This is a genomic window from Billgrantia endophytica (assembly GCF_002879615.1).
Classification (GTDB): Bacteria; Pseudomonadota; Gammaproteobacteria; order Pseudomonadales; family Halomonadaceae; genus Halomonas; species Halomonas endophytica.
In genome coordinates this window covers 182,722-199,244 of record NZ_PNRF01000028.1, presented here as the reverse complement: position 1 = coordinate 199,244, position 16,523 = coordinate 182,722, and the positions used below count along the sequence as shown (strand labels likewise).

Below are 16,523 nucleotides of genomic sequence, written 5' to 3'. Positions count from 1 at the left end.
GCCTCAAAGCGGGAGTTGGCCCAGCAACCCGCGCAGCAGCATGAACGTGACGAGGCCGCCAAGGATGGTGGCCAGCAAGTGGCGGCTGATGGCGGCAATGGCGATGGTGGCCAGGCCGGCCAACAGATAGGCGTTGTCCCAGCCCATTGCCAGCCTATCTTCCGGCATCAGCAAGCCGGGAACCACGATGGCGGTCAACACAGCCACCGGCACGTAGTGAAGCGCTCGCCCCAGCCATGGGGGAAAGCGTAGATTCGGCCAGGCGAACAGGCCATAGCGGATCGAGAAGGTGATCGCCAACATCCCGATGATCAGCCACCAGGCGTTCATTGAGCCCCCTCCCCGCTCAGCCTTTGCCCCCCATGTCGCTCCAGCAGAACGGCGCTGGCGATGCCCGCCAGGGCCGCTACCAGCAACCCCAGTTGATAAGGGAGTTCCTGGCAGGCCAGGGACACGCTGCCGGCTACCAACGCAGCGGCGAGGCTCGGCCGGTTACGCAACATCGGCACGACGATGCCGATGAAAGTCGCCAGCATGGCGAAGTCCAGCCCCCAGTCAGCCAGGTTCGGTACGCGCTGGCCGAACAGGATGCCGGCCAGCGTGAAGGCCTGCCAGTTAAGATACATGGCCATGGCCGCGCCCATAAAAAACCAGTGCTTGTAGGGTGAGGCGTCAACACGAGCATAGCGCTGCTGCGCCACCGCAAACGCTTCATCGGTCAGCCAGAATGCCAGCAGCATGCGCCAGCGGGACCTCAGGTGCCGCACGTGTGGCTGCAGCGCCGCACTGTACAGGAGATGGCGTAGATTGATCACCAGCGTCGTCGATAGCAAAACCGCCGCACTGGCGCCACCCGTCAGCAGCGTGACGGCTACGAACTGAGCCGCACCGGCAAACACCAGCAGCGACATTCCCTGCGCCTGTGCAGGTGTGAGCCCGGCATCGATTGCCAGGCTGCCATACAGGATGGCGAAGGGGATGGTTCCCAGCAGCAGGGGAAAGATCAGACGAACACCGTCGAACAATTCCCGAAGGCGAGAAGCCGGCAAACAGGACATGACAGTACCTCCTGCTCGCCAGCGTGCCGGATCAGTGAGGCAGGGTCTTGAACGTTCTTGCGCAAGCCTTGCGGTAGGTGCCCGGGCCGATCCCATAGGCCTGCTTGAACTGCCGGGAGAGATGGCTCTGGTCGGCAAATCCCGCTTCGCCGGCGACCCAGGCCGGCGGCCATCCCTGCTTGAGCAGCTCACGGGCCCGCTCCAGGCGTTGCTGCTTGAGCCAGGCATGTGGCGGTAAGCCAGTGGTGCGCCGGAAGAGACGCGCGAAGTGAAAGGGAGACAACGTCACCATGGCGGCCAGCTCTTCCAGCGAAGGAGGGTCCACCAGATGCTCGGCCAGGCATTCCTTGGCCAACGCCACAGCCTTTGGCGCGCGGCCTGCGACGGACGCCTCCGGCAGGCGAGCGTGGCGCTGGAACAGCAGCAACAGCGCCTCGCGCCACAGCGTTTGTTGCTCCAGCGCGCTGCCGCTGGCATCGAACGAACGATGCAGGCGCAGGAAGGCACGCGCCACCTCCGCATCGTGCAGCACGCTGATGGAAAAAGCCGGCGTTCCTCCCCGTGCCAAATCCAGCTCGTTCAGCACATCGCCGATCTGCTCGACCTCAGGATAACAGGCGCGATAACGCCAGCCCGTCTCACAGGCCTTGGAACCGGTATGCACCTCATCCGGGTTGATCAGTATCATGCTCCCCACCGTGGCAAGGTGATCGCTGCCACGGTGACGAAAGCGCTGTCCGCCCTCTTCGATAACGTTGATGACATAGCCGGAATGCACGTGGGGAGCGAAGCGCTGCTCCACGTAACGCGCGTGCAGCAGCTCCACGCCCCCCAATTGGGGGGCCTGCCAGAAGTGCACCCGTTCATGGCCGGAAGCCATGGCTCACCGGCCCCCGGCGCGGGAGCCGTCTTCCAGGCGCCGCTGACCGACCCAGTGGCAGGCAAACTGCCAGGCCCCTCGGCCGCTGCGCCCACCGCGCAGCGTCGCGAAGCGAATGGCCTCGGCGCGGGCGTCGGCTCCCCAGTCATGGGCACTGCCCAATTGCGTGACCCAATGGCAGCAGGCTTCCAGGTAGATGTCCTGGTTGAAGGGATAGAAGCCCAGCCACAGGCCAAAACGATCGGAGAGCGATATCTTCTCTTCCACGGCATCACCGTGGTGGAGTTCGTCTCCGACCAGCTGCGACGCCTCGTTGTCGGACAGCGATTCGGGCAGCAGATGCCGACGGTTCGAAGTGGCGTAGAGCAGCACGTTGGGTGGCGGCCCGGTCAGGGCGCCGTCGAGCACGCTCTTGAGCGCCTTGTAGGCATCATCGTGACCCTCGAAGGAGAGGTCGTCGCAGTAGACGACGAAGCGGTGCGGCTGGTGGCGCAACTGCTCCACCAGCATTGGCAGGCCAGACAGGTCATGGCGATCGACCTGCACCAGCCGCAGCCCCTCCGGCGCCAGGCTGTTGAGCAGGGCGCGGATCAGGGATGACTTGCCGCTGCCACGGGAGCCCCACAGCAGCGCGTGGTTGGCCGGCAGTTCCTGGAGAAAGGCGCGGGTGTTGTCGACCAGTGCCAGCTTCTGGCGCTCGATACCCAGCAAGTCATCCAGCGACAGGGCGTCCCGGGGCGGCACCGGCAGCAGTCGACCGCCCAGGGCGTGACGCTGCCACAGGGCGGCAATGTCGCGCTCCCAGTCGATTTCCTCGGGCACCGGCGGCAGCCAGTGCTCCACATGATCCAATAATCTCATCAGACGTCTCGTCAACTCGGCGTCCATCGGTAGCCTCTCCTCGACAATGCATTCACGGTCATGGTTGACCTTCCCGCGGTTAGGGGTATCTTGTGGCGAACTGTCATCCCCCGTCCAGGGTCTTACCAGTCCCGGACATACGAGGAACTCGAACATGCGCTGGATTCGCACTCTTGCCGTGACCACCCTGGTCCTGACGCTCACTGCCTGTACCACCTCTCCCACCGGGCGCCAGCAACTCACGCTGGTTTCCGACGCACAGCTCGACGAGATGGGGCGTGAGGCCTTCGAGCAGTATGAGCGGGATCTTCCTGCCGCTGGCGCGGCTTCCCAGCGCTATGCCCAATGCGTGGCCGACGCTCTGGTGGCCGTCCTGCCGGAGCGCGAGCGGGACAAGAACTGGCAGATCCGCGTCTTCGAATCCGAGCAGGCCAATGCCTTCGCCTTGCCCGGCGGCTACATGGGTGTGAATACCGGCCTGCTCCAGGTCGCCGAGAACCAGGACCAGCTGGCCGCGGTCGTGGGCCATGAGATCGGCCACGTGCTGGCCAATCATGCCAATGAGCGTGTCTCGACCCAAACCTCCACCCAGTTGGCCCTGTCGGTACTGTCGTCTGCCGCGGGCATGCGGGGCCCGGGCGGGGAGCAGCTGATGGGCGCGCTCGGCCTCGGCGCCCAGTACGGCATCCTGCTGCCCTTCTCACGCCGTCACGAGAGCGAGGCCGACGTGATCGGCCTGCAGCTCATGGCCGATGCCGGCTTCGATCCGCGCGCCAGCCTGGCCCTGTGGGAAAACATGAGCGCCAACGGTGGCCAGCCGCCGGCATGGATGTCGACCCACCCCAGCCATGGCCAGCGCACCGCCGGCCTGCAGGCGCAGATGGACGACGCCATGTCGCGCTATGAGCAGGCGCGCCAGGCGGGACGTCAACCCAACTGCCCGCGCCCCTGAGCCGGAAACGACGTCGATTCACCCGCTACCTGGTGACGCATGCTGAAACTTGGACTGCTGTTATTGATCGTTCCGCCCCTGGCCCTGATGGGGGTCTATTTCTGGGAGCTGGGCGACGTGCGCGAGTGCACCCTGGTCGAGGGCGGCTATTGGAACTATCTGGAGGGGGTCTGCCGTGAGACACCCCAGGCCTTCGTGCCCTGGGTGGAACGACATCCCCTGTTGGTCAACGGAGGCATGCTGCTCTCGGTGCTGGGTGTGGGGCTGTGCATGGTGGGGCTGTACGTCAAGCGGCGGTGAGGGCAGCATCTGCCTGGCTGGCCGTACCTGGCCACCATTCGGCTAGGTCGGTTTGCCCAAGGCATACAATGCCCGGGCCCGTTCCAGGTGCTTCCTCATTTCACTGACTGCCTGCTCTGGCTCTGCTGCTTCGATACAACCGATGATGCGCTCATGCTCCATGAGCGTGATCTCTTCGTTTCCCTCCCAGTGCAGGATGCTGGCATGGAAGCGGGCCAGCCAGCCCAGCATCGCCTGGCTGGTAGCGGTAAAGATCGGGTTACGGGTCATGGCGGCAATCGCCGTGTGAAAAGCCATGTCTGCCCGGATGAAGGCTTCGGCATCCTCGTTAAGATGGCTACGCTGCTCCGCCAGTAACGCCTTCAATTGCGCCACATCCTCGACCGTCGCCTGGCTGGCCGCCTTCTCGACCATCCCCAGCTCGAAGAAGACTCTCGCCTCTTTCAACTGCTCCAGCGCCTGTGAGGAACTGGCCAGCATATGACGTGCGGTCAGGTCTATCTGGGAAATCAGCCCCATCGCCGTGGGCTGCAGCACCGTTGGTCGTTGGCCATGGTTGATCCCCACCAGGCCGATCCTCTCTAGTGACTGCATCGCCTCGCGGATTGCCGGCCGTCCCACCCCATAGGTATCCATCAACTCCCGCTCCGAAGGCAGGCTGTCGCCTGGATGGTATTGTCCAGACTCGATCATCTCATAGAGCCGGTCGAAGACCTCGTCGGACAGCTTGCGCCGGGTGATCTTGGGTATCGGGTGCATGCTTCTTCTCCTCGCAAGTCTCTGGACGACGGCCAATCCAGAGGAAATCCAGCTGTGCCAGACGCGCTGGCAGTCTATCGACTTCTACCCTTGGCGCTCAAATACGACTAAAGCAGCGTTTGACTAACAGGTATGGATATTATGTCATCATACCAGTTATCGGGCAACGCCTCCCCCTCATTTGCGGGCCCGTCGACACCACCGCCTGGTTTGCGGTGAACCTCTTCGATCAGGAGTCTCTCATGACCAAAATTGCGCTGATCGGTGCTGGCGGAAAGATGGGCTATCGCCTCTCCAGCAACCTGCAACGATCCGACTATGACGTCAGTCACGTAGAAGTCAGTAGCGCCGGGAAGGAACGCCTCGCCCAAGGCCTGGGCATTCACTGCGTGGACGTCAATCAAGCCGTGCCCGGCGCCGACGTGGTGATCCTGGCAGTACCCGACAACCTGGTCGGCCGCATCGCCGAGAATCTCTCGCCGCTGATGGCCAAGGGCACCATGGTGGTCACCCTCGATGCTGCCGCGCCCTTCGCTGGCCACCTGCCGGAGCGCGACGACCTGGTCTACTTCGTGACCCACCCCTGCCACCCGCCGATCTTCAATGACGAGACTGACCCAGAAGCCAAGCGCGACTTCTTTGGCGGCCACCTGGCCAAGCAGCATATCGTCAGCGCCCTGATGCAGGGGCCAGAGGAAATGTTCACCCTCGGCGAGGACATCGCGAAGGCCATCTACGCCCCCGTGGTGCGTTCGCACAAGGTCTCCGTGGAGCAGATGGCACTGCTCGAACCGGGCCTGTCGGAAACCGTCTGCGCCACGTTGCTGGCGGTGATGCGCGAGGCCATGGACGAAGTCGTGGCGCGCGGCGTGGACAAGCAGTGTGCACGGGACTTCCTGCTCGGCCACCTGAACATCCTCGCTGCCGTGACCTTCGAGGAGCAGCCCGGCGTGTTCTCGGATGCCTGCAACAAGGCCATCGAGAATGCCAAGCCACAGCTGATGCGCGACGACTGGAAACGGGTCTTCGAGCCCGATGAGATCGCCGAGAGCATCCGCCGCATCACCTGAGGCCATCCCTCGGGACACCACCCACACAATGACAACAATCAGGAGCCGACCATGATGACTCACAGCCTCAAGAAGACCGCCATCTCCATGGCGTTTGCGCTACCACTGCTACCCGGCGGCATGGCCCTCGCCGCCCAGGAGATGAACCTGGCCTTCACCCCGCCACTGAACTCCCACTATGGCGATGCCGGTCGCGCCTTCGCCGAGGAGATCGAACGTCTCAGCGATGGCGAATTCAAGATCACCCTGCAGCCTGCCAGTGCCATGGGGGGCGAGCGCGACGTGCTGGAAGGATTGCAGATCGGTTCGGTGGAACTGACGCTGACCTCGACTGGCCCCATCGGCAACTTCATTCCCTCGATCTATGCCCTGGATTTTCCCTTCCTGTTCCGCGACTACGAGCACGCCCATGCCGTGCTCGATGGCGAGATCGGTCAGGAGTTGCTGGCCGAGTTCGAGAGCGAGGGGCTGATCGGCCTCGCCTGGGCCGAGAACGGCTTCCGGCACCTGACCAACAGCCTGCGTCCTGTCGAGACGCCGGACGACTTGCGCGGCATGAAGATCCGCACCATGGAGAACCGGGTGCACCTGGAGACCTTCCGCGAGCTGGGTGCCGCGCCGGCCCCGCTCTCCTGGACGGAGGTGATCACCGCCCTGCAGCAGGGCACCATCGACGGACAGGAGAATCCGACTCCGATTCTGACCGTCAACAGCATCTGGGAGATCCAGGACCACCTGACCCTGACCGGCCATGTCTACTCGCCGACCGCCGTGGTGATGTCGCAGATCTATTGGGATGGTCTCACCGAGGAGCAGCAGGGCTGGTTCCGCGAGGCTGCCCAGGCGGCGGCACAGGCCTCCCGCGAGTCGGTCGCGCGCATCGAGGCCGAGGGCGTCGAGCTGCTACGCGGGAACGGCATGCAGGTGGTCGACGAGATCGACTACGAGCAATTCCGCAATGCCGTGCAACCCGTCTACGACCGTTTCGCCAGCGAGTTCAACGGTGACCTGCTGGAGCGCATCCGCAATACCCAGTGACGCCCGACCACGCGCCTCCTCCTGGAGCCTGCCGGATTCGACAGTCAGCGTTAAGTCCGACAGGCTCCCAGGAGGCGCCTTCTTCTGGATGACAAGGAGCGCCCCTCATGATCTCTCTCTTCAGCGCCCTGACACAGGGATTGGTCAAGCTCACCCATAATCTTGCCGCTCTCCTGCTGGCCATTGCCGTAGCCCTGGTCTTCTACCAGGTCTTCACTCGCTTCATTCTCGGCAGCCCCGCGTCCTGGTCGGAAATCCTCGCCCGCGGCCTGATCATCTGGAGCGTATTCCTGGTCAGTGCCGCGGCCTTCTGGCACGGCGCCATGATCGCCATCGGCCTGTTCATCTCGCGCCTTCCCAAGCCTCTGCGCATCCATGGCCACCGCCTGGTATGTACCGCGGTACTTACCCTACTGAGCCTGCTGGTCTGGCAGGGCTATCTGATCACGGCGAGGGTCTCCCGCCAGCAGATCGCCATGCTCGAGGTTTCCATGTCGTGGTTCTACGCCGCCATCCCCGTGGGCTGTGCCGCCGCCGCCATTGCCGTCATCGCACGCCAGCTCACGCGGGAGCAGGAACACCGTCGCGCCCGTCACGCCCCGGCTATCAATGACCGGCAGGCAGGAGAACACCCATGAACTTCGCCATCGGCTCCGTGCTGGTCGGGCTCTTCGCCCTGTCGATTCCCATCGCCGTCGCCATCGCCCTGGCGGCCGCCGCGGGCCTCTACTTCTTCACCAGCGTCCCGCTTCAGGTGGTACCACAGAGGATGTTCGTCGGGCTAGACAGCTTTCCATTGATGGCCGTGCCCTTCTTCATTCTCGCCGGTAACATCATGAGCAACGGTGGCATCGCCGCACGCATGGTAGAGTTCGCCCGCTCCCTGGTCGGAGGCATCCAGGGTGGGCTGGCCTGCACCTGTGTGGTCACCTGCATGCTCTTCGCGGCGATATCCGGTTCCAGCGTGGCCACGACGTTCGCCATCGGCGCCATCCTGATTCCCGCCATGGTGCAGCGCGGCTACCCGCCTCCCATGGCCGCCTCGGTCCAGGCCTCCTCGGCGGAGCTCGGCATCATCATTCCCCCCTCGGTACCACTGATTCTGTATGGCGTCAGTACCGAGACCTCGATTACTCAGCTGTTCATGGCCGGCTTCGGCCCTGGGCTGCTGATCGGCGCTGCGCTGATCCTGATGATCGCGATCTGGTGCCGCGTCAAGGGTTACGGCACTCGGGACGGCGAGTTGCGCAGCCCGATCTGGCCCGCCTTCCGCCGCGCCTTTCTTGCCCTGTTGATGCCGGTGATCATTATCGGGGGGATCTATGGCGGTGTCTTCACGCCCACCGAAGCCTCCGCCGTGGCAGTGGCCTATGGGCTGTTCCTGGGCATGGCGGTTTACCGCACCATCTCCCTGCAGGACCTGCCGAGGATCTTCCGCGAGAGCGCCATGTCAGCCGGTGCCGTGATGCTGATCATTGCCGCGGCCTCGGCCCTGAGCTTCGTCATCGGGCGCTCGGGACTGGCCTCGGACATCGGCGCCTGGGCCCAGAGTGCCTTCGATAACCGCTATACCTTCCTGCTGGCGATCAACATGCTGCTGCTGGTGGTGGGGATGTTCATCGAGACCTCAGCCGCCATCCTGATTCTGGCGCCGATCCTGGCACCCATCGCCATCGGCTTCGGCATTGACCCGGTGCACTTCGGCATCATCATCGTGGTCAACCTGGCCCTGGGTATGTTCACTCCACCGCTAGGCGTCAATCTGTTCGCCGCCGCCCAGGTCGCCAAACTGCCAGTGGAACAACTCTTCCGCTACCTGCTGCCACCGGTACTGACCATCATTACCTGCCTGATGCTGATCACCTACGTGCCATCTATTTCCCTGCTGCTGCGCGACCTGCTCTATTGAGCCGCGCCCCAAATGCCCCCGGAGCCGCCAGGATGAGTGACAGAATCCACGCCCACTATTTCGTCGAAACCCCCTATGACCTCGAGCATGCCACCCAGGTAATGGCCGGTGAACAGTCTTCGGGCACCTTTACCCGCCTGGCCAGCGAGACCGATGCCCTGCGCGAAGCGCACGGTGCCAGGGTCGAGTCCATCCAACACCTGGAAGTCGTCGATCACCCCTCGCTACCCCTGCGTGCCGACCTGGCGCCAACAGCCCGACACGGTTACCAGCGCGCCCTCGTCGAACTCTCCTGGTCCCTCGTAAACTTCGGCCCTTCGCTGCCCAACTTGGTGTCGACGGTGGCCGGCAATCTCTTCGAGCTGAAGGAGTTCTCGGGGCTGAGGCTGCTCGATCTCGAGCTTCCCCCGGCCTTCGCCGACGCCTATCCGGGCCCCCGGTTCGGCACTGCGGGGACCCGGCGGCTCAGTGGCGTAGGCCAGGGGCCGCTGATCGGCACCATCGTCAAGCCAAGCGTCGGCCTGACTCCCGCCCAAACCGCCGAGATGGTTTGCCAGTTGCTCGACGGAGGCATCGACTTCATCAAGGACGACGAGCTCCAGGCCAACGGCCCCCACAGCCCGCTCAAGGCACGCGTCGATGCGATCATGCCGCTGGTCAACGCCCACGCCGAACGCACCGGGAAAAAAGTGATGTACGCCTTCAACATCAGCGGCGACATCGACGAGATGCGCGAGCATCACGACTACGTGGTCGCCGCCGGCGGCACCTGCGTCATGGTGGCGATCAACAGCATCGGCCTGGCCGGCGTCACCCACCTGCGCCGCCACTGCCAGGTCGCCTTGCATGGCCACCGGGCCGGCTGGGGGCTCTACAGCCGCTCACCGCATATCGGCATCGGTTTCGCTGCCTATCACAAGTTGTGGCGCCTGGCCGGCGTCGACCACATCCACGTCAACGGCCTGCGCAACAAGTTCAGCGAAGCGGATGACAGCGTCATCGCCAGTGCCCGAGCGTGCCAGGTTCCGCTGTTCGGAGCGTCCGCACCAGACTACACGGTGATGCCGGTCTTCTCGTCGGGGCAGAGCGCCACCCAGGTGGCGGATACCCATGCCGCCCTGGGCAACAGCGACCTGATCTATTGCTGCGGCGGCGGCATCATGGCCCACCCCGGCGGCATCGCCGACGGCGTGGCCAGCCTGCGCCAGGCCTGGGAAGCGGCCGCGGCCGGCATCGCCCCGGAGGTCTATTCACGCGATCACATCGAACTTGCCCAGGCCATGGAGACCTTCCGCTGATGTCGTCCCTGCTGCTGTCGTACTACGGCGATGACCTGACCGGCTCCACCGACGTCATGGAGGCCTTGAGCCTCGGTGGCATTACCACCGTGCTGTTCCTCGACCCGCCCAGCGACGAGCAGTTGGCACGCTTCGACGATTGCCAAGTCATCGGGCTGGCCGGCACCAGCCGCAGCGAGACGTCCGAGTGGATGGACGCCCACCTGCATCACGCCCTCGCTTGGCTGCGCTCGCTCGGGGCCGATTTCTGTCACTACAAGGTCTGCTCGACCTTCGACAGCGCACCAGACGTGGGAAACATCGGCCGCGCCCTGGAGATCGGCCGGGCGCTGTTCGGCCAGACGTGCGTGCCGCTGGTGGCGGGGGCACCGCAACTGAAGCGCTACACCGTCTTCGGTCAGCACTTCGCCATGCTCCTGGGAGACGTGCATCGCCTCGACCGTCACCCGGTGATGAGTTGTCATCCGGTCACCCCCATGGCCGAGGCCGACCTGCGTCGCCACCTGGCCAATCAGACCTCACTCTCCATCGGCCTGGCAGACGTGCTGTGTCTCACCCTGCCGGATGTCGACGAGCGCATCGACCGACTGAGCGCTGGCCATCAGGCGCTGCTCTACGATGTACTCGACACGCGACATCAGGCCGAGGTCGGACACCAGCTGTGGCGCACCCGCCAGCCTCGGGGCAGCTACGTGGTGGGCTCATCCGGTGTCGAATACGCGCTGCTCGAGGTCTGGCGCCGGCAGCAGCGGATTCCAGAGACGCCCCCCTCCTTCACCCCGCCGGGTGCAGTGGAGCGGCTCGCCGTGGTGTCGGGAAGCTGTTCGGAGGTTACCGCACGCCAGATCCGCTGGGCCGAAGCCAACGGCTTTCGCGCCATCGACCTGGAGGTGGCCGGGCTGATCAGTGACGAACGCGGCGAAGGCGTCATGCAGGCCGCACTGTCAGCGGCCAATGACGCCCTGGCCGCTGGCATGAGCGTGATCCTGCATACGGCCATGGGGCCCGAGACGAATGCCTCGGCGGTGGAACAAGGGGGGCCGCAGGCACGCCACCGTATTGGCCGCTCGCTGGGGCAACTGCTGCGCCGCCTGGTCGAGATCCACCGGCTGCGCCGGGTCGCCATCGCCGGCGGGGATACCTCGAGCCACGCCCTACGTGAGCTGCGAGTCCACGCCCTGACCACCCGCCTGCCACTGCCGGAGACACCCGGCTCACCGCTGTGTCGTGCCTACAGCGACGATCCGACCTTCGACGGGCTCGAAGTGGCCCTCAAGGGGGGGCAGATCGGCTCCGAGGGCTATTTCGGGACCATACGGGATGGACGAGGATGACCGCCCTATCAGGACCCAAGGCTGCCCTCCCTTTCATAGAGATAACACGCCACCGAGTGCTCCCGGGCGATCAGCCGGCGTTGGGGAGACACCTGGGAGGTGAAATGCACCGCCAGGGCCACGGAACCATCGGACGACACCTCCGCGGCCTCGGCCAGTGAGGGGTGCTTGGCGGTGAGAATCGCCGTGAGCTCCTGCCTGGCGGCATCGAGGTCTCCGCCACGTACCGGCAGGTAGACGTCCAGCCCCGCCACCTCCGGCGCCCCCAGGTGCCGAACCTCCTTGCCGGCGATGCGCCATTCGCTCATGGCCGTGACCACATCCCGCCCTTCCCAGCCGCAGTGCGACATGGCCCTGGGGCAGCGGGTATGGAAGTGGCATCCATTGGGCGGGTCCACGGCGCTGGGTATCTCCCCGGCACTCTCCAGCGGCGGCTTGACCACCGTCGGGTCGGGCTCCGGGCTGGCATCGAGCAGTAGCTGGGTATAGGGATGCTTGCGCTCGTGGATCACCTTCTCGGTGGGCCCCACCTCGACGATCTCGCCCAGGTACATGATCGCCACCCGGTCGGCCACGTAGCGAATCGTCGGCAGGTCATGGCTGACGTAGACGAACGAGATACCCAGTTCGTTGCGGAAGCGGTGCATCAGGTTGAGCACACCGGCACGGATCGAGACGTCGAGCATCGACACCGGCTCGTCGGCGACGATGAGGCGCGGCTCCAGTACGATGGCCCGGGCAATGGCCACCCGCTGTCGCTGTCCACCGGACAGTTCGTGGGGGAAGCGGTCACGGTAGATCTCGGCCGGCTTGAGTCCGGCACGCTCCAGCGATTCGACCACCTTGCGCTCCAGCGCCTCGCCCTCGGCCAGGCGATGGATGACCAGCGGTTCACCGACGATATCGAAGATGGTGAAACGCGGATTCAGGGTCTGGTAAGGGTCCTGGAAGATCATCTGGGCGCTGCGGCGGAATGCCTTGAGATCGCGCCCGGCAAGCTTGGCGATATCGACACCGTCGAAACGGATCTCACCGGCGGTGATGTCCTGCAGGCGCACCAGCATCTCGCCGGTAGTGGTCTTTCCCGAGCCGGATTCACCGGCCAGCCCCAGGATCTCGCCCTCGCGCAGGTCGAAGGAGATATCGTCGACCGCATGCACCTTGCGATCCTTGTGCCTGCCGCGCAGGCCGTCAAGGAAACCCTGCTCGACCGGGAAGTGCTTCCTGAGCGCCTCCACTTCCAGCAGCAGCGGCGTCTCGGCATCGACATGCTCGATGGAGCCCGCACCCTGCACCGGCTCGTTCAGGCGCTCACCCACCACCGCCCAGGTGTCGTTCCTGGCGGCCTTCACGCGGAAGGCTTCGGCCTGCTCCGGGTAGTGACAGGCCGAACGGCGGTCCTCGCCCACGCTGAGCAGCGGCGGCGTCTCGCCGGTGCAACGCTCGGTGGCGAAGGGGCAGCGCTCGGCGAAGCGACAGCCGGCCGGCGGGTCGAGCAGGTCCGGCGGACTGCCCGGTATCGAGATCAGCTCGCGCTGGGCTCCCTCCAGGGTCGGAAAGGCGTTGGTCAGCCCCATGGTGTAGGGATGGAACGGCGTGCCGAACACGTCACGCACCGGCCCGGTCTCCATGATCTGACCGCCGTACATCACCGCGACGCGATCACAGGTCTGCACCACCACCGAAATGTCATGCGTAATGAACAACAGCCCCATGCCGCGCTCACGGCGCAGCTTGGAGAGCCGGGCCAGGATCTGCGCCTGGGTCACCACGTCCAGCGCCGTGGTCGGCTCGTCGGCAATGATCAGCTTGGGGTCGAGCGCCAGGGCCATGGCGATCACCGCGCGCTGTTTCATGCCACCACTCATTTCATGGGGATAGGCGGACAGCCGGCCCGGATCGATGCCCACGGCGCGGAACAGGTCTTCGGCATGGGCCCAGGCCTCGCTCCGCTTGATCTTCACGTGGGCGTTCATCGCCTCGAGGATCTGGTCGCCAACGGTATAAACCGGGTCCAGGGCGTTCATCGCCGCCTGGGAGATCCAGGCTATCTCCTTCCAGCGCACCTTGCGCATCGCCTCCGGGTCCAGCTCAACCAGATTGCGCCCGTCGAAGTCGATGCGCCCGCGGGGTACCTCGCCGTTGGGCGGCAGCAAGCGCAGCATGGCCTTGGCGGCGGTGGTCTTGCCACAGCCGGACTCGCCCACCAGGCCCAGCGCCTCGCCGGGCCGCAGGTCGAAGTCGATGCCATCCACGGCCTGCACAGGGCCGGCACCGGTGCGGTAGTGAATGGCCAGGTCGCTGACGGTCAGCAGTCGTTGTTCGGTCATCGGCGTGCCCTCAGTCGCGGATTGGCAACCAGCTCCAGCGAGCGGGAGATGAAGAACACGGAGAGCACCGTGATCATGATGAACAGCCCCGGGGGCAAGTTCCACCACCAGGCGTCGCGCCAGGCGCCGGAGAGCCGGGCGTTGTGCAGGATGCCCCCCCAGGAGATCGACTGGGGTGGCCCCAGGCCCAGGAACGAGAGCGTTGCCTCGGCGATGATCGACACTCCGACGATGATGGCCAGCTCGAGGAAGACCAGCGGCATCACGTTGGGGAAGATATGCAGGTACATGATGCGCAGGTCCGAGGCACCGGCGACACGGGCGGCCTTGACGAAGGGCCGCTCGCGCAGCGACAGCACCTGGGAGCGGATCAGGCGCGCCACGGTACGCCAGGTGAGCAGCGATACCGCCAGTATCACGATGAACAGGCTGGGCTCGAACAGCAGCACCAGGATCAGCGCGAAGGGCTCGAAGGGGATGCCGTACATCACATCCACGGTACGCATCAGCACCGTCTCGGTACGCCCGCGGAAATAGCCGGCGACCAGGCCCACGTTGGCGCCGATCAGTACCACCAGGGCGGCGCCAATGAAACCCACCAGCAGGGCGATCCGCGAACCGTGCACGTTCTGGCTGTAGAGGTCGCGACCCAGGTGGTCGGTACCGAACCAGTGCTCTCCGGAAGGGGGCGCCAGGCGGTTGACGAAACGGTCGGAGCCCAGGGCATAGAAGGCGTCTTCCGTCACCATCAGGGCGCGAAGGTGGCGCTCCTCATCACTGGGCATCAACCGCCAGGTGTCGCCGTCGCGCTCGAAGATGATGCTGCTGCGGCCCACGGCGAAGGCGTGCCCCTCCTCGGTGACCCAGCCGGCCCGCATGGCGCGGGAATCGGGAGCGTCCTGGCTTTGCCACTGCTCGCCGAGAGAACTGCGCGACAGCAGGGTGCCCCGTTCACCGACGATCAGCCCCTCGCCGTTCTCGGCCAGGTGGATATGGTTCAGGTTGCGGTTGGTGGGCATGCGTTCGAGGGTGAGGCTGTCATCCTCCGGTTCCAGCCGCAGGGTCAGGCCGCGCTCACCCACGATCCAGGCGCTGCCGTCGACGTCGGTCGCCACGGAACTGAGCGCCATGCCCCGTCCCAGCGGGCTCTCCAGCGCCTCGAAGGTGCCCGAGGTAATGTCGAGCCGCCAGATGGTCTCGCTGGCGCCAACCATCAGGGCCGTGGTCTCGTCGCGCCAGGCCACGCCGCTCAGGTTGATCGTTTCGGGCGCCTCGAAGCGCTGCCAGTCGCTGCCCCGGCCGGCATCGGCCAACAGCGCCACGGCACCACCCTGCCCCACGGCCAGCGCCGAGCCGGCCGGGCTGATGGAGACGTCGTGGAGGGTGGCGTCCAGCGGTGTCTCGAGCGCCTGCCACTCGCCGTCGGCGAAACGCCATACCGCGCCGTCGCGACCCACCGCCATGCCGATACCGTCACGGTAATCCGCCGCGTTGAGGGTTCGATCACCCAGGGCTGGCTCCTGAACCCAGCGTACCTGGCCATTCTCCACCGTGCGTGCCAACAGCGAGCCTTCTTCCCGCTCGTTCACCGACAGCGGCTCATGGGTGGAAAGGAAAGGCGCGAACAGCGCCATGGCGATGATCGACAGCAGGACCACCAGGCCGACCATGGCCAGGCGGTCGCCGACGATGGCGCGCAGCGGTTCCTGCGCGCTCTTGAGGAATCCGGATCGCATCATTTGAAACTCACCCTCGGATCAAGCAAGGTGTAGAGAATGTCCACCAGCAGGTTGAGGGTGATCACGAAGGCCGCCATCACCAGGAAACTGGCCTGGGCGAGGGGGAAGTCCGAGGTGCGCACCGAGTTGAGTATCTCGCGCCCCAGCCCGGGCCAGGAGAACACCACTTCGACGACCACCTGACCACCGGCGGCAAGCCCGATGGTCACCGCCAGTTGCGTCACCACCGGCAGCAGCGCATTGCGAGCCGCGTGGGCGTAAAGAATACGCCGCTCCGGCAGCCCCTTGGCGCGGGCCATCTCGATGAAATCCTCGCCGTACACCTCGAGCATGGTGTTGCGCATGATCAGCAGCGGCGAGCCCAGGTAGTAGAGCGCCACCACCAGTGCCGGCAGGATCAGGTGATGCAGGAAATCCAGCGTGAAGATCTTGTCGAAGAAACCCGAGGCCTCGTAGGGCAGGGTTCGCATGCCACTCGTGGGCAGCCAGCCAAGCCCGATCCCGAATACCAGGATGGCGATCATGCCGGTCCAGAACATCGGCGCCGAGCGGAACATCAGCCCCACGAAGATGCCGGTGGTGTCCGTGCGGCTCCCGCGGCGCCAGGAGAGCCATGCGCCCAGCGGGGCACCGACGGCATAGGCCAGCACGATGGCGGGCAACATCAGGATCATGGTGTTGCCCAGCCGCTCCCAGATGATGTCGGCCACCGGGGCGCGATAGTGGAAGGAATAACCGAAATCGCCCTGGAGGATGTTGACCAGGTAGAGGAAATACTGCTCCCAGATCGGCCGGTCGAGGCCGAAGCTGGCGCGCACCCGCTCGCGCTCCTCGGGGCTCAAGCCTTCCGTGATCAGCGCCGCGGTGGGGTCCGGCAATCCCAGGCGGAACAGGAAGAACAGCAACGTGGCGATGATGAACAACGCCATGAAGCCGTGAAGGACACGGCGTATCAGGTAGCTTCTGCGTGACGACATGGCTTGCTCGCTGTTGAC

General features: G+C 65.1%; 16 protein-coding genes. 8 read left to right on the top strand and 8 right to left on the bottom strand.

Features of this window, described 5'->3' with window-relative positions:
* Positions 1-3: 3 nt before the first annotated feature.
* From C1H69_RS14160 to C1H69_RS14145, 4 genes are read right to left on the bottom strand one after another with little or no spacing between them, the layout of a single operon-like run.
* Positions 4-330, bottom strand: a complete 327-nt coding sequence (locus tag C1H69_RS14160; RefSeq protein ID WP_102654028.1) for an AzlD domain-containing protein — start codon at positions 328-330, stop codon at positions 4-6.
* Positions 327-1,058: an AzlC family ABC transporter permease gene (locus C1H69_RS14155; RefSeq protein WP_102654027.1), complete on the bottom strand. Its 732-nt coding sequence runs from the start codon at positions 1,056-1,058 to the stop codon at positions 327-329. The genes C1H69_RS14160 and C1H69_RS14155 overlap by 4 nt, the downstream gene beginning before the upstream one ends.
* A 31-nt stretch (positions 1,059-1,089) precedes the next feature.
* Positions 1,090-1,938, bottom strand: a complete 849-nt coding sequence (locus C1H69_RS14150) for an AraC family transcriptional regulator (RefSeq protein WP_102654026.1) — start codon at positions 1,936-1,938, stop codon at positions 1,090-1,092.
* Between the two features lie 3 nt (positions 1,939-1,941).
* Positions 1,942-2,826, bottom strand: a complete 885-nt coding sequence (locus C1H69_RS14145) for an ATP-binding protein (RefSeq protein WP_102654025.1) — start codon at positions 2,824-2,826, stop codon at positions 1,942-1,944.
* Between the two features lie 127 nt (positions 2,827-2,953).
* On the opposite strand from C1H69_RS14145, the gene C1H69_RS14140 reads away from it, so the two are divergent.
* Positions 2,954-3,751 (top strand): M48 family metallopeptidase, encoded by a 798-nt coding sequence (locus C1H69_RS14140; protein WP_102654024.1) that lies wholly within the window; start codon positions 2,954-2,956, stop codon positions 3,749-3,751.
* Positions 3,752-3,790: 39 nt separating this feature from the next.
* Complete coding sequence (locus C1H69_RS14135; protein WP_102654023.1) at positions 3,791-4,051, top strand: hypothetical protein; 261 nt, start codon at positions 3,791-3,793, stop codon at positions 4,049-4,051.
* A 42-nt stretch (positions 4,052-4,093) separates the two neighbouring features.
* Here the strand turns inward: C1H69_RS14135 and nanR are convergent, their stop codons facing one another.
* On the bottom strand, positions 4,094-4,810 hold the full coding sequence (gene nanR, locus C1H69_RS14130; protein WP_102654022.1) for a transcriptional regulator NanR: 717 nt from the start codon (positions 4,808-4,810) through the stop codon (positions 4,094-4,096).
* A gap of 242 nt (positions 4,811-5,052) precedes the next feature.
* Between nanR and C1H69_RS14125 the strand changes: the two genes are divergently transcribed.
* The 6 genes from C1H69_RS14125 to C1H69_RS14100 all read left to right on the top strand — a co-directional run bounded on the left by C1H69_RS14125 (position 5,053) and on the right by C1H69_RS14100 (position 11,459).
* Positions 5,053-5,880: a phosphogluconate dehydrogenase C-terminal domain-containing protein gene (locus C1H69_RS14125; protein ID WP_102654021.1), complete on the top strand. Its 828-nt coding sequence runs from the start codon at positions 5,053-5,055 to the stop codon at positions 5,878-5,880.
* Positions 5,881-5,931: 51 nt separating this feature from the next.
* Positions 5,932-6,918 (top strand): TRAP transporter substrate-binding protein, encoded by a 987-nt coding sequence (locus tag C1H69_RS14120; RefSeq protein WP_102654020.1) that lies wholly within the window; start codon positions 5,932-5,934, stop codon positions 6,916-6,918.
* Between the two features lie 107 nt (positions 6,919-7,025).
* Positions 7,026-7,556 (top strand): TRAP transporter small permease, encoded by a 531-nt coding sequence (locus tag C1H69_RS14115; protein WP_102654019.1) that lies wholly within the window; start codon positions 7,026-7,028, stop codon positions 7,554-7,556.
* Positions 7,553-8,827 (top strand): TRAP transporter large permease, encoded by a 1,275-nt coding sequence (locus C1H69_RS14110; protein ID WP_102654018.1) that lies wholly within the window; start codon positions 7,553-7,555, stop codon positions 8,825-8,827. The genes C1H69_RS14115 and C1H69_RS14110 overlap by 4 nt, the downstream gene beginning before the upstream one ends.
* A gap of 32 nt (positions 8,828-8,859) precedes the next feature.
* Complete coding sequence (locus C1H69_RS14105) at positions 8,860-10,125, top strand: ribulose-bisphosphate carboxylase large subunit family protein (protein ID WP_102654017.1); 1,266 nt, start codon at positions 8,860-8,862, stop codon at positions 10,123-10,125.
* On the top strand, positions 10,125-11,459 hold the full coding sequence (locus C1H69_RS14100; protein ID WP_102654016.1) for a four-carbon acid sugar kinase family protein: 1,335 nt from the start codon (positions 10,125-10,127) through the stop codon (positions 11,457-11,459). The genes C1H69_RS14105 and C1H69_RS14100 overlap by 1 nt, the downstream gene beginning before the upstream one ends.
* Positions 11,460-11,467: 8 nt before the next feature.
* Here C1H69_RS14100 and C1H69_RS14095 read toward each other — a convergent pair whose 3' ends face one another.
* Genes C1H69_RS14095 through C1H69_RS14085 form a run of 3 tightly spaced genes read right to left on the bottom strand, consistent with a single transcriptional unit; the run spans position 11,468 to position 16,505 of the window.
* A complete protein-coding gene (locus tag C1H69_RS14095) occupies positions 11,468-13,789 on the bottom strand; it encodes a dipeptide ABC transporter ATP-binding protein (RefSeq protein ID WP_102654015.1) in 2,322 nt (773 codons plus the stop codon).
* Complete coding sequence (locus C1H69_RS14090; protein WP_102654014.1) at positions 13,786-15,528, bottom strand: ABC transporter permease subunit; 1,743 nt, start codon at positions 15,526-15,528, stop codon at positions 13,786-13,788. Before C1H69_RS14090 ends, C1H69_RS14095 begins: the two co-directional genes overlap by 4 nt.
* The gene (locus tag C1H69_RS14085; RefSeq protein ID WP_102654013.1) at positions 15,525-16,505 is read right to left on the bottom strand and encodes an ABC transporter permease; all 981 of its coding nucleotides are present in this window, start codon (positions 16,503-16,505) and stop codon (positions 15,525-15,527) included. Before C1H69_RS14085 ends, C1H69_RS14090 begins: the two co-directional genes overlap by 4 nt.
* Positions 16,506-16,523 lie beyond the last annotated feature (18 nt).

Coding starts and splice junctions, on each gene's coding strand:
- C1H69_RS14160 (WP_102654028.1), bottom strand. CDS start 330: ATGAACGCCTGGTGGCTGATCATCGGGATGTTGGCGATCACCTTCTCG.
- C1H69_RS14155 (WP_102654027.1), bottom strand. CDS start 1,058: ATGTCCTGTTTGCCGGCTTCTCGCCTTCGGGAATTGTTCGACGGTGTT.
- C1H69_RS14150 (WP_102654026.1), bottom strand. CDS start 1,938: ATGGCTTCCGGCCATGAACGGGTGCACTTCTGGCAGGCCCCCCAATTG.
- C1H69_RS14145 (WP_102654025.1), bottom strand. CDS start 2,826: ATGGACGCCGAGTTGACGAGACGTCTGATGAGATTATTGGATCATGTG.
- C1H69_RS14140 (WP_102654024.1), top strand. CDS start 2,954: ATGCGCTGGATTCGCACTCTTGCCGTGACCACCCTGGTCCTGACGCTC.
- C1H69_RS14135 (WP_102654023.1), top strand. CDS start 3,791: ATGCTGAAACTTGGACTGCTGTTATTGATCGTTCCGCCCCTGGCCCTG.
- nanR (WP_102654022.1), bottom strand. CDS start 4,810: ATGCACCCGATACCCAAGATCACCCGGCGCAAGCTGTCCGACGAGGTC.
- C1H69_RS14125 (WP_102654021.1), top strand. CDS start 5,053: ATGACCAAAATTGCGCTGATCGGTGCTGGCGGAAAGATGGGCTATCGC.
- C1H69_RS14120 (WP_102654020.1), top strand. CDS start 5,932: ATGATGACTCACAGCCTCAAGAAGACCGCCATCTCCATGGCGTTTGCG.
- C1H69_RS14115 (WP_102654019.1), top strand. CDS start 7,026: ATGATCTCTCTCTTCAGCGCCCTGACACAGGGATTGGTCAAGCTCACC.
- C1H69_RS14110 (WP_102654018.1), top strand. CDS start 7,553: ATGAACTTCGCCATCGGCTCCGTGCTGGTCGGGCTCTTCGCCCTGTCG.
- C1H69_RS14105 (WP_102654017.1), top strand. CDS start 8,860: ATGAGTGACAGAATCCACGCCCACTATTTCGTCGAAACCCCCTATGAC.
- C1H69_RS14100 (WP_102654016.1), top strand. CDS start 10,125: ATGTCGTCCCTGCTGCTGTCGTACTACGGCGATGACCTGACCGGCTCC.
- C1H69_RS14095 (WP_102654015.1), bottom strand. CDS start 13,789: ATGACCGAACAACGACTGCTGACCGTCAGCGACCTGGCCATTCACTAC.
- C1H69_RS14090 (WP_102654014.1), bottom strand. CDS start 15,528: ATGATGCGATCCGGATTCCTCAAGAGCGCGCAGGAACCGCTGCGCGCC.
- C1H69_RS14085 (WP_102654013.1), bottom strand. CDS start 16,505: ATGTCGTCACGCAGAAGCTACCTGATACGCCGTGTCCTTCACGGCTTC.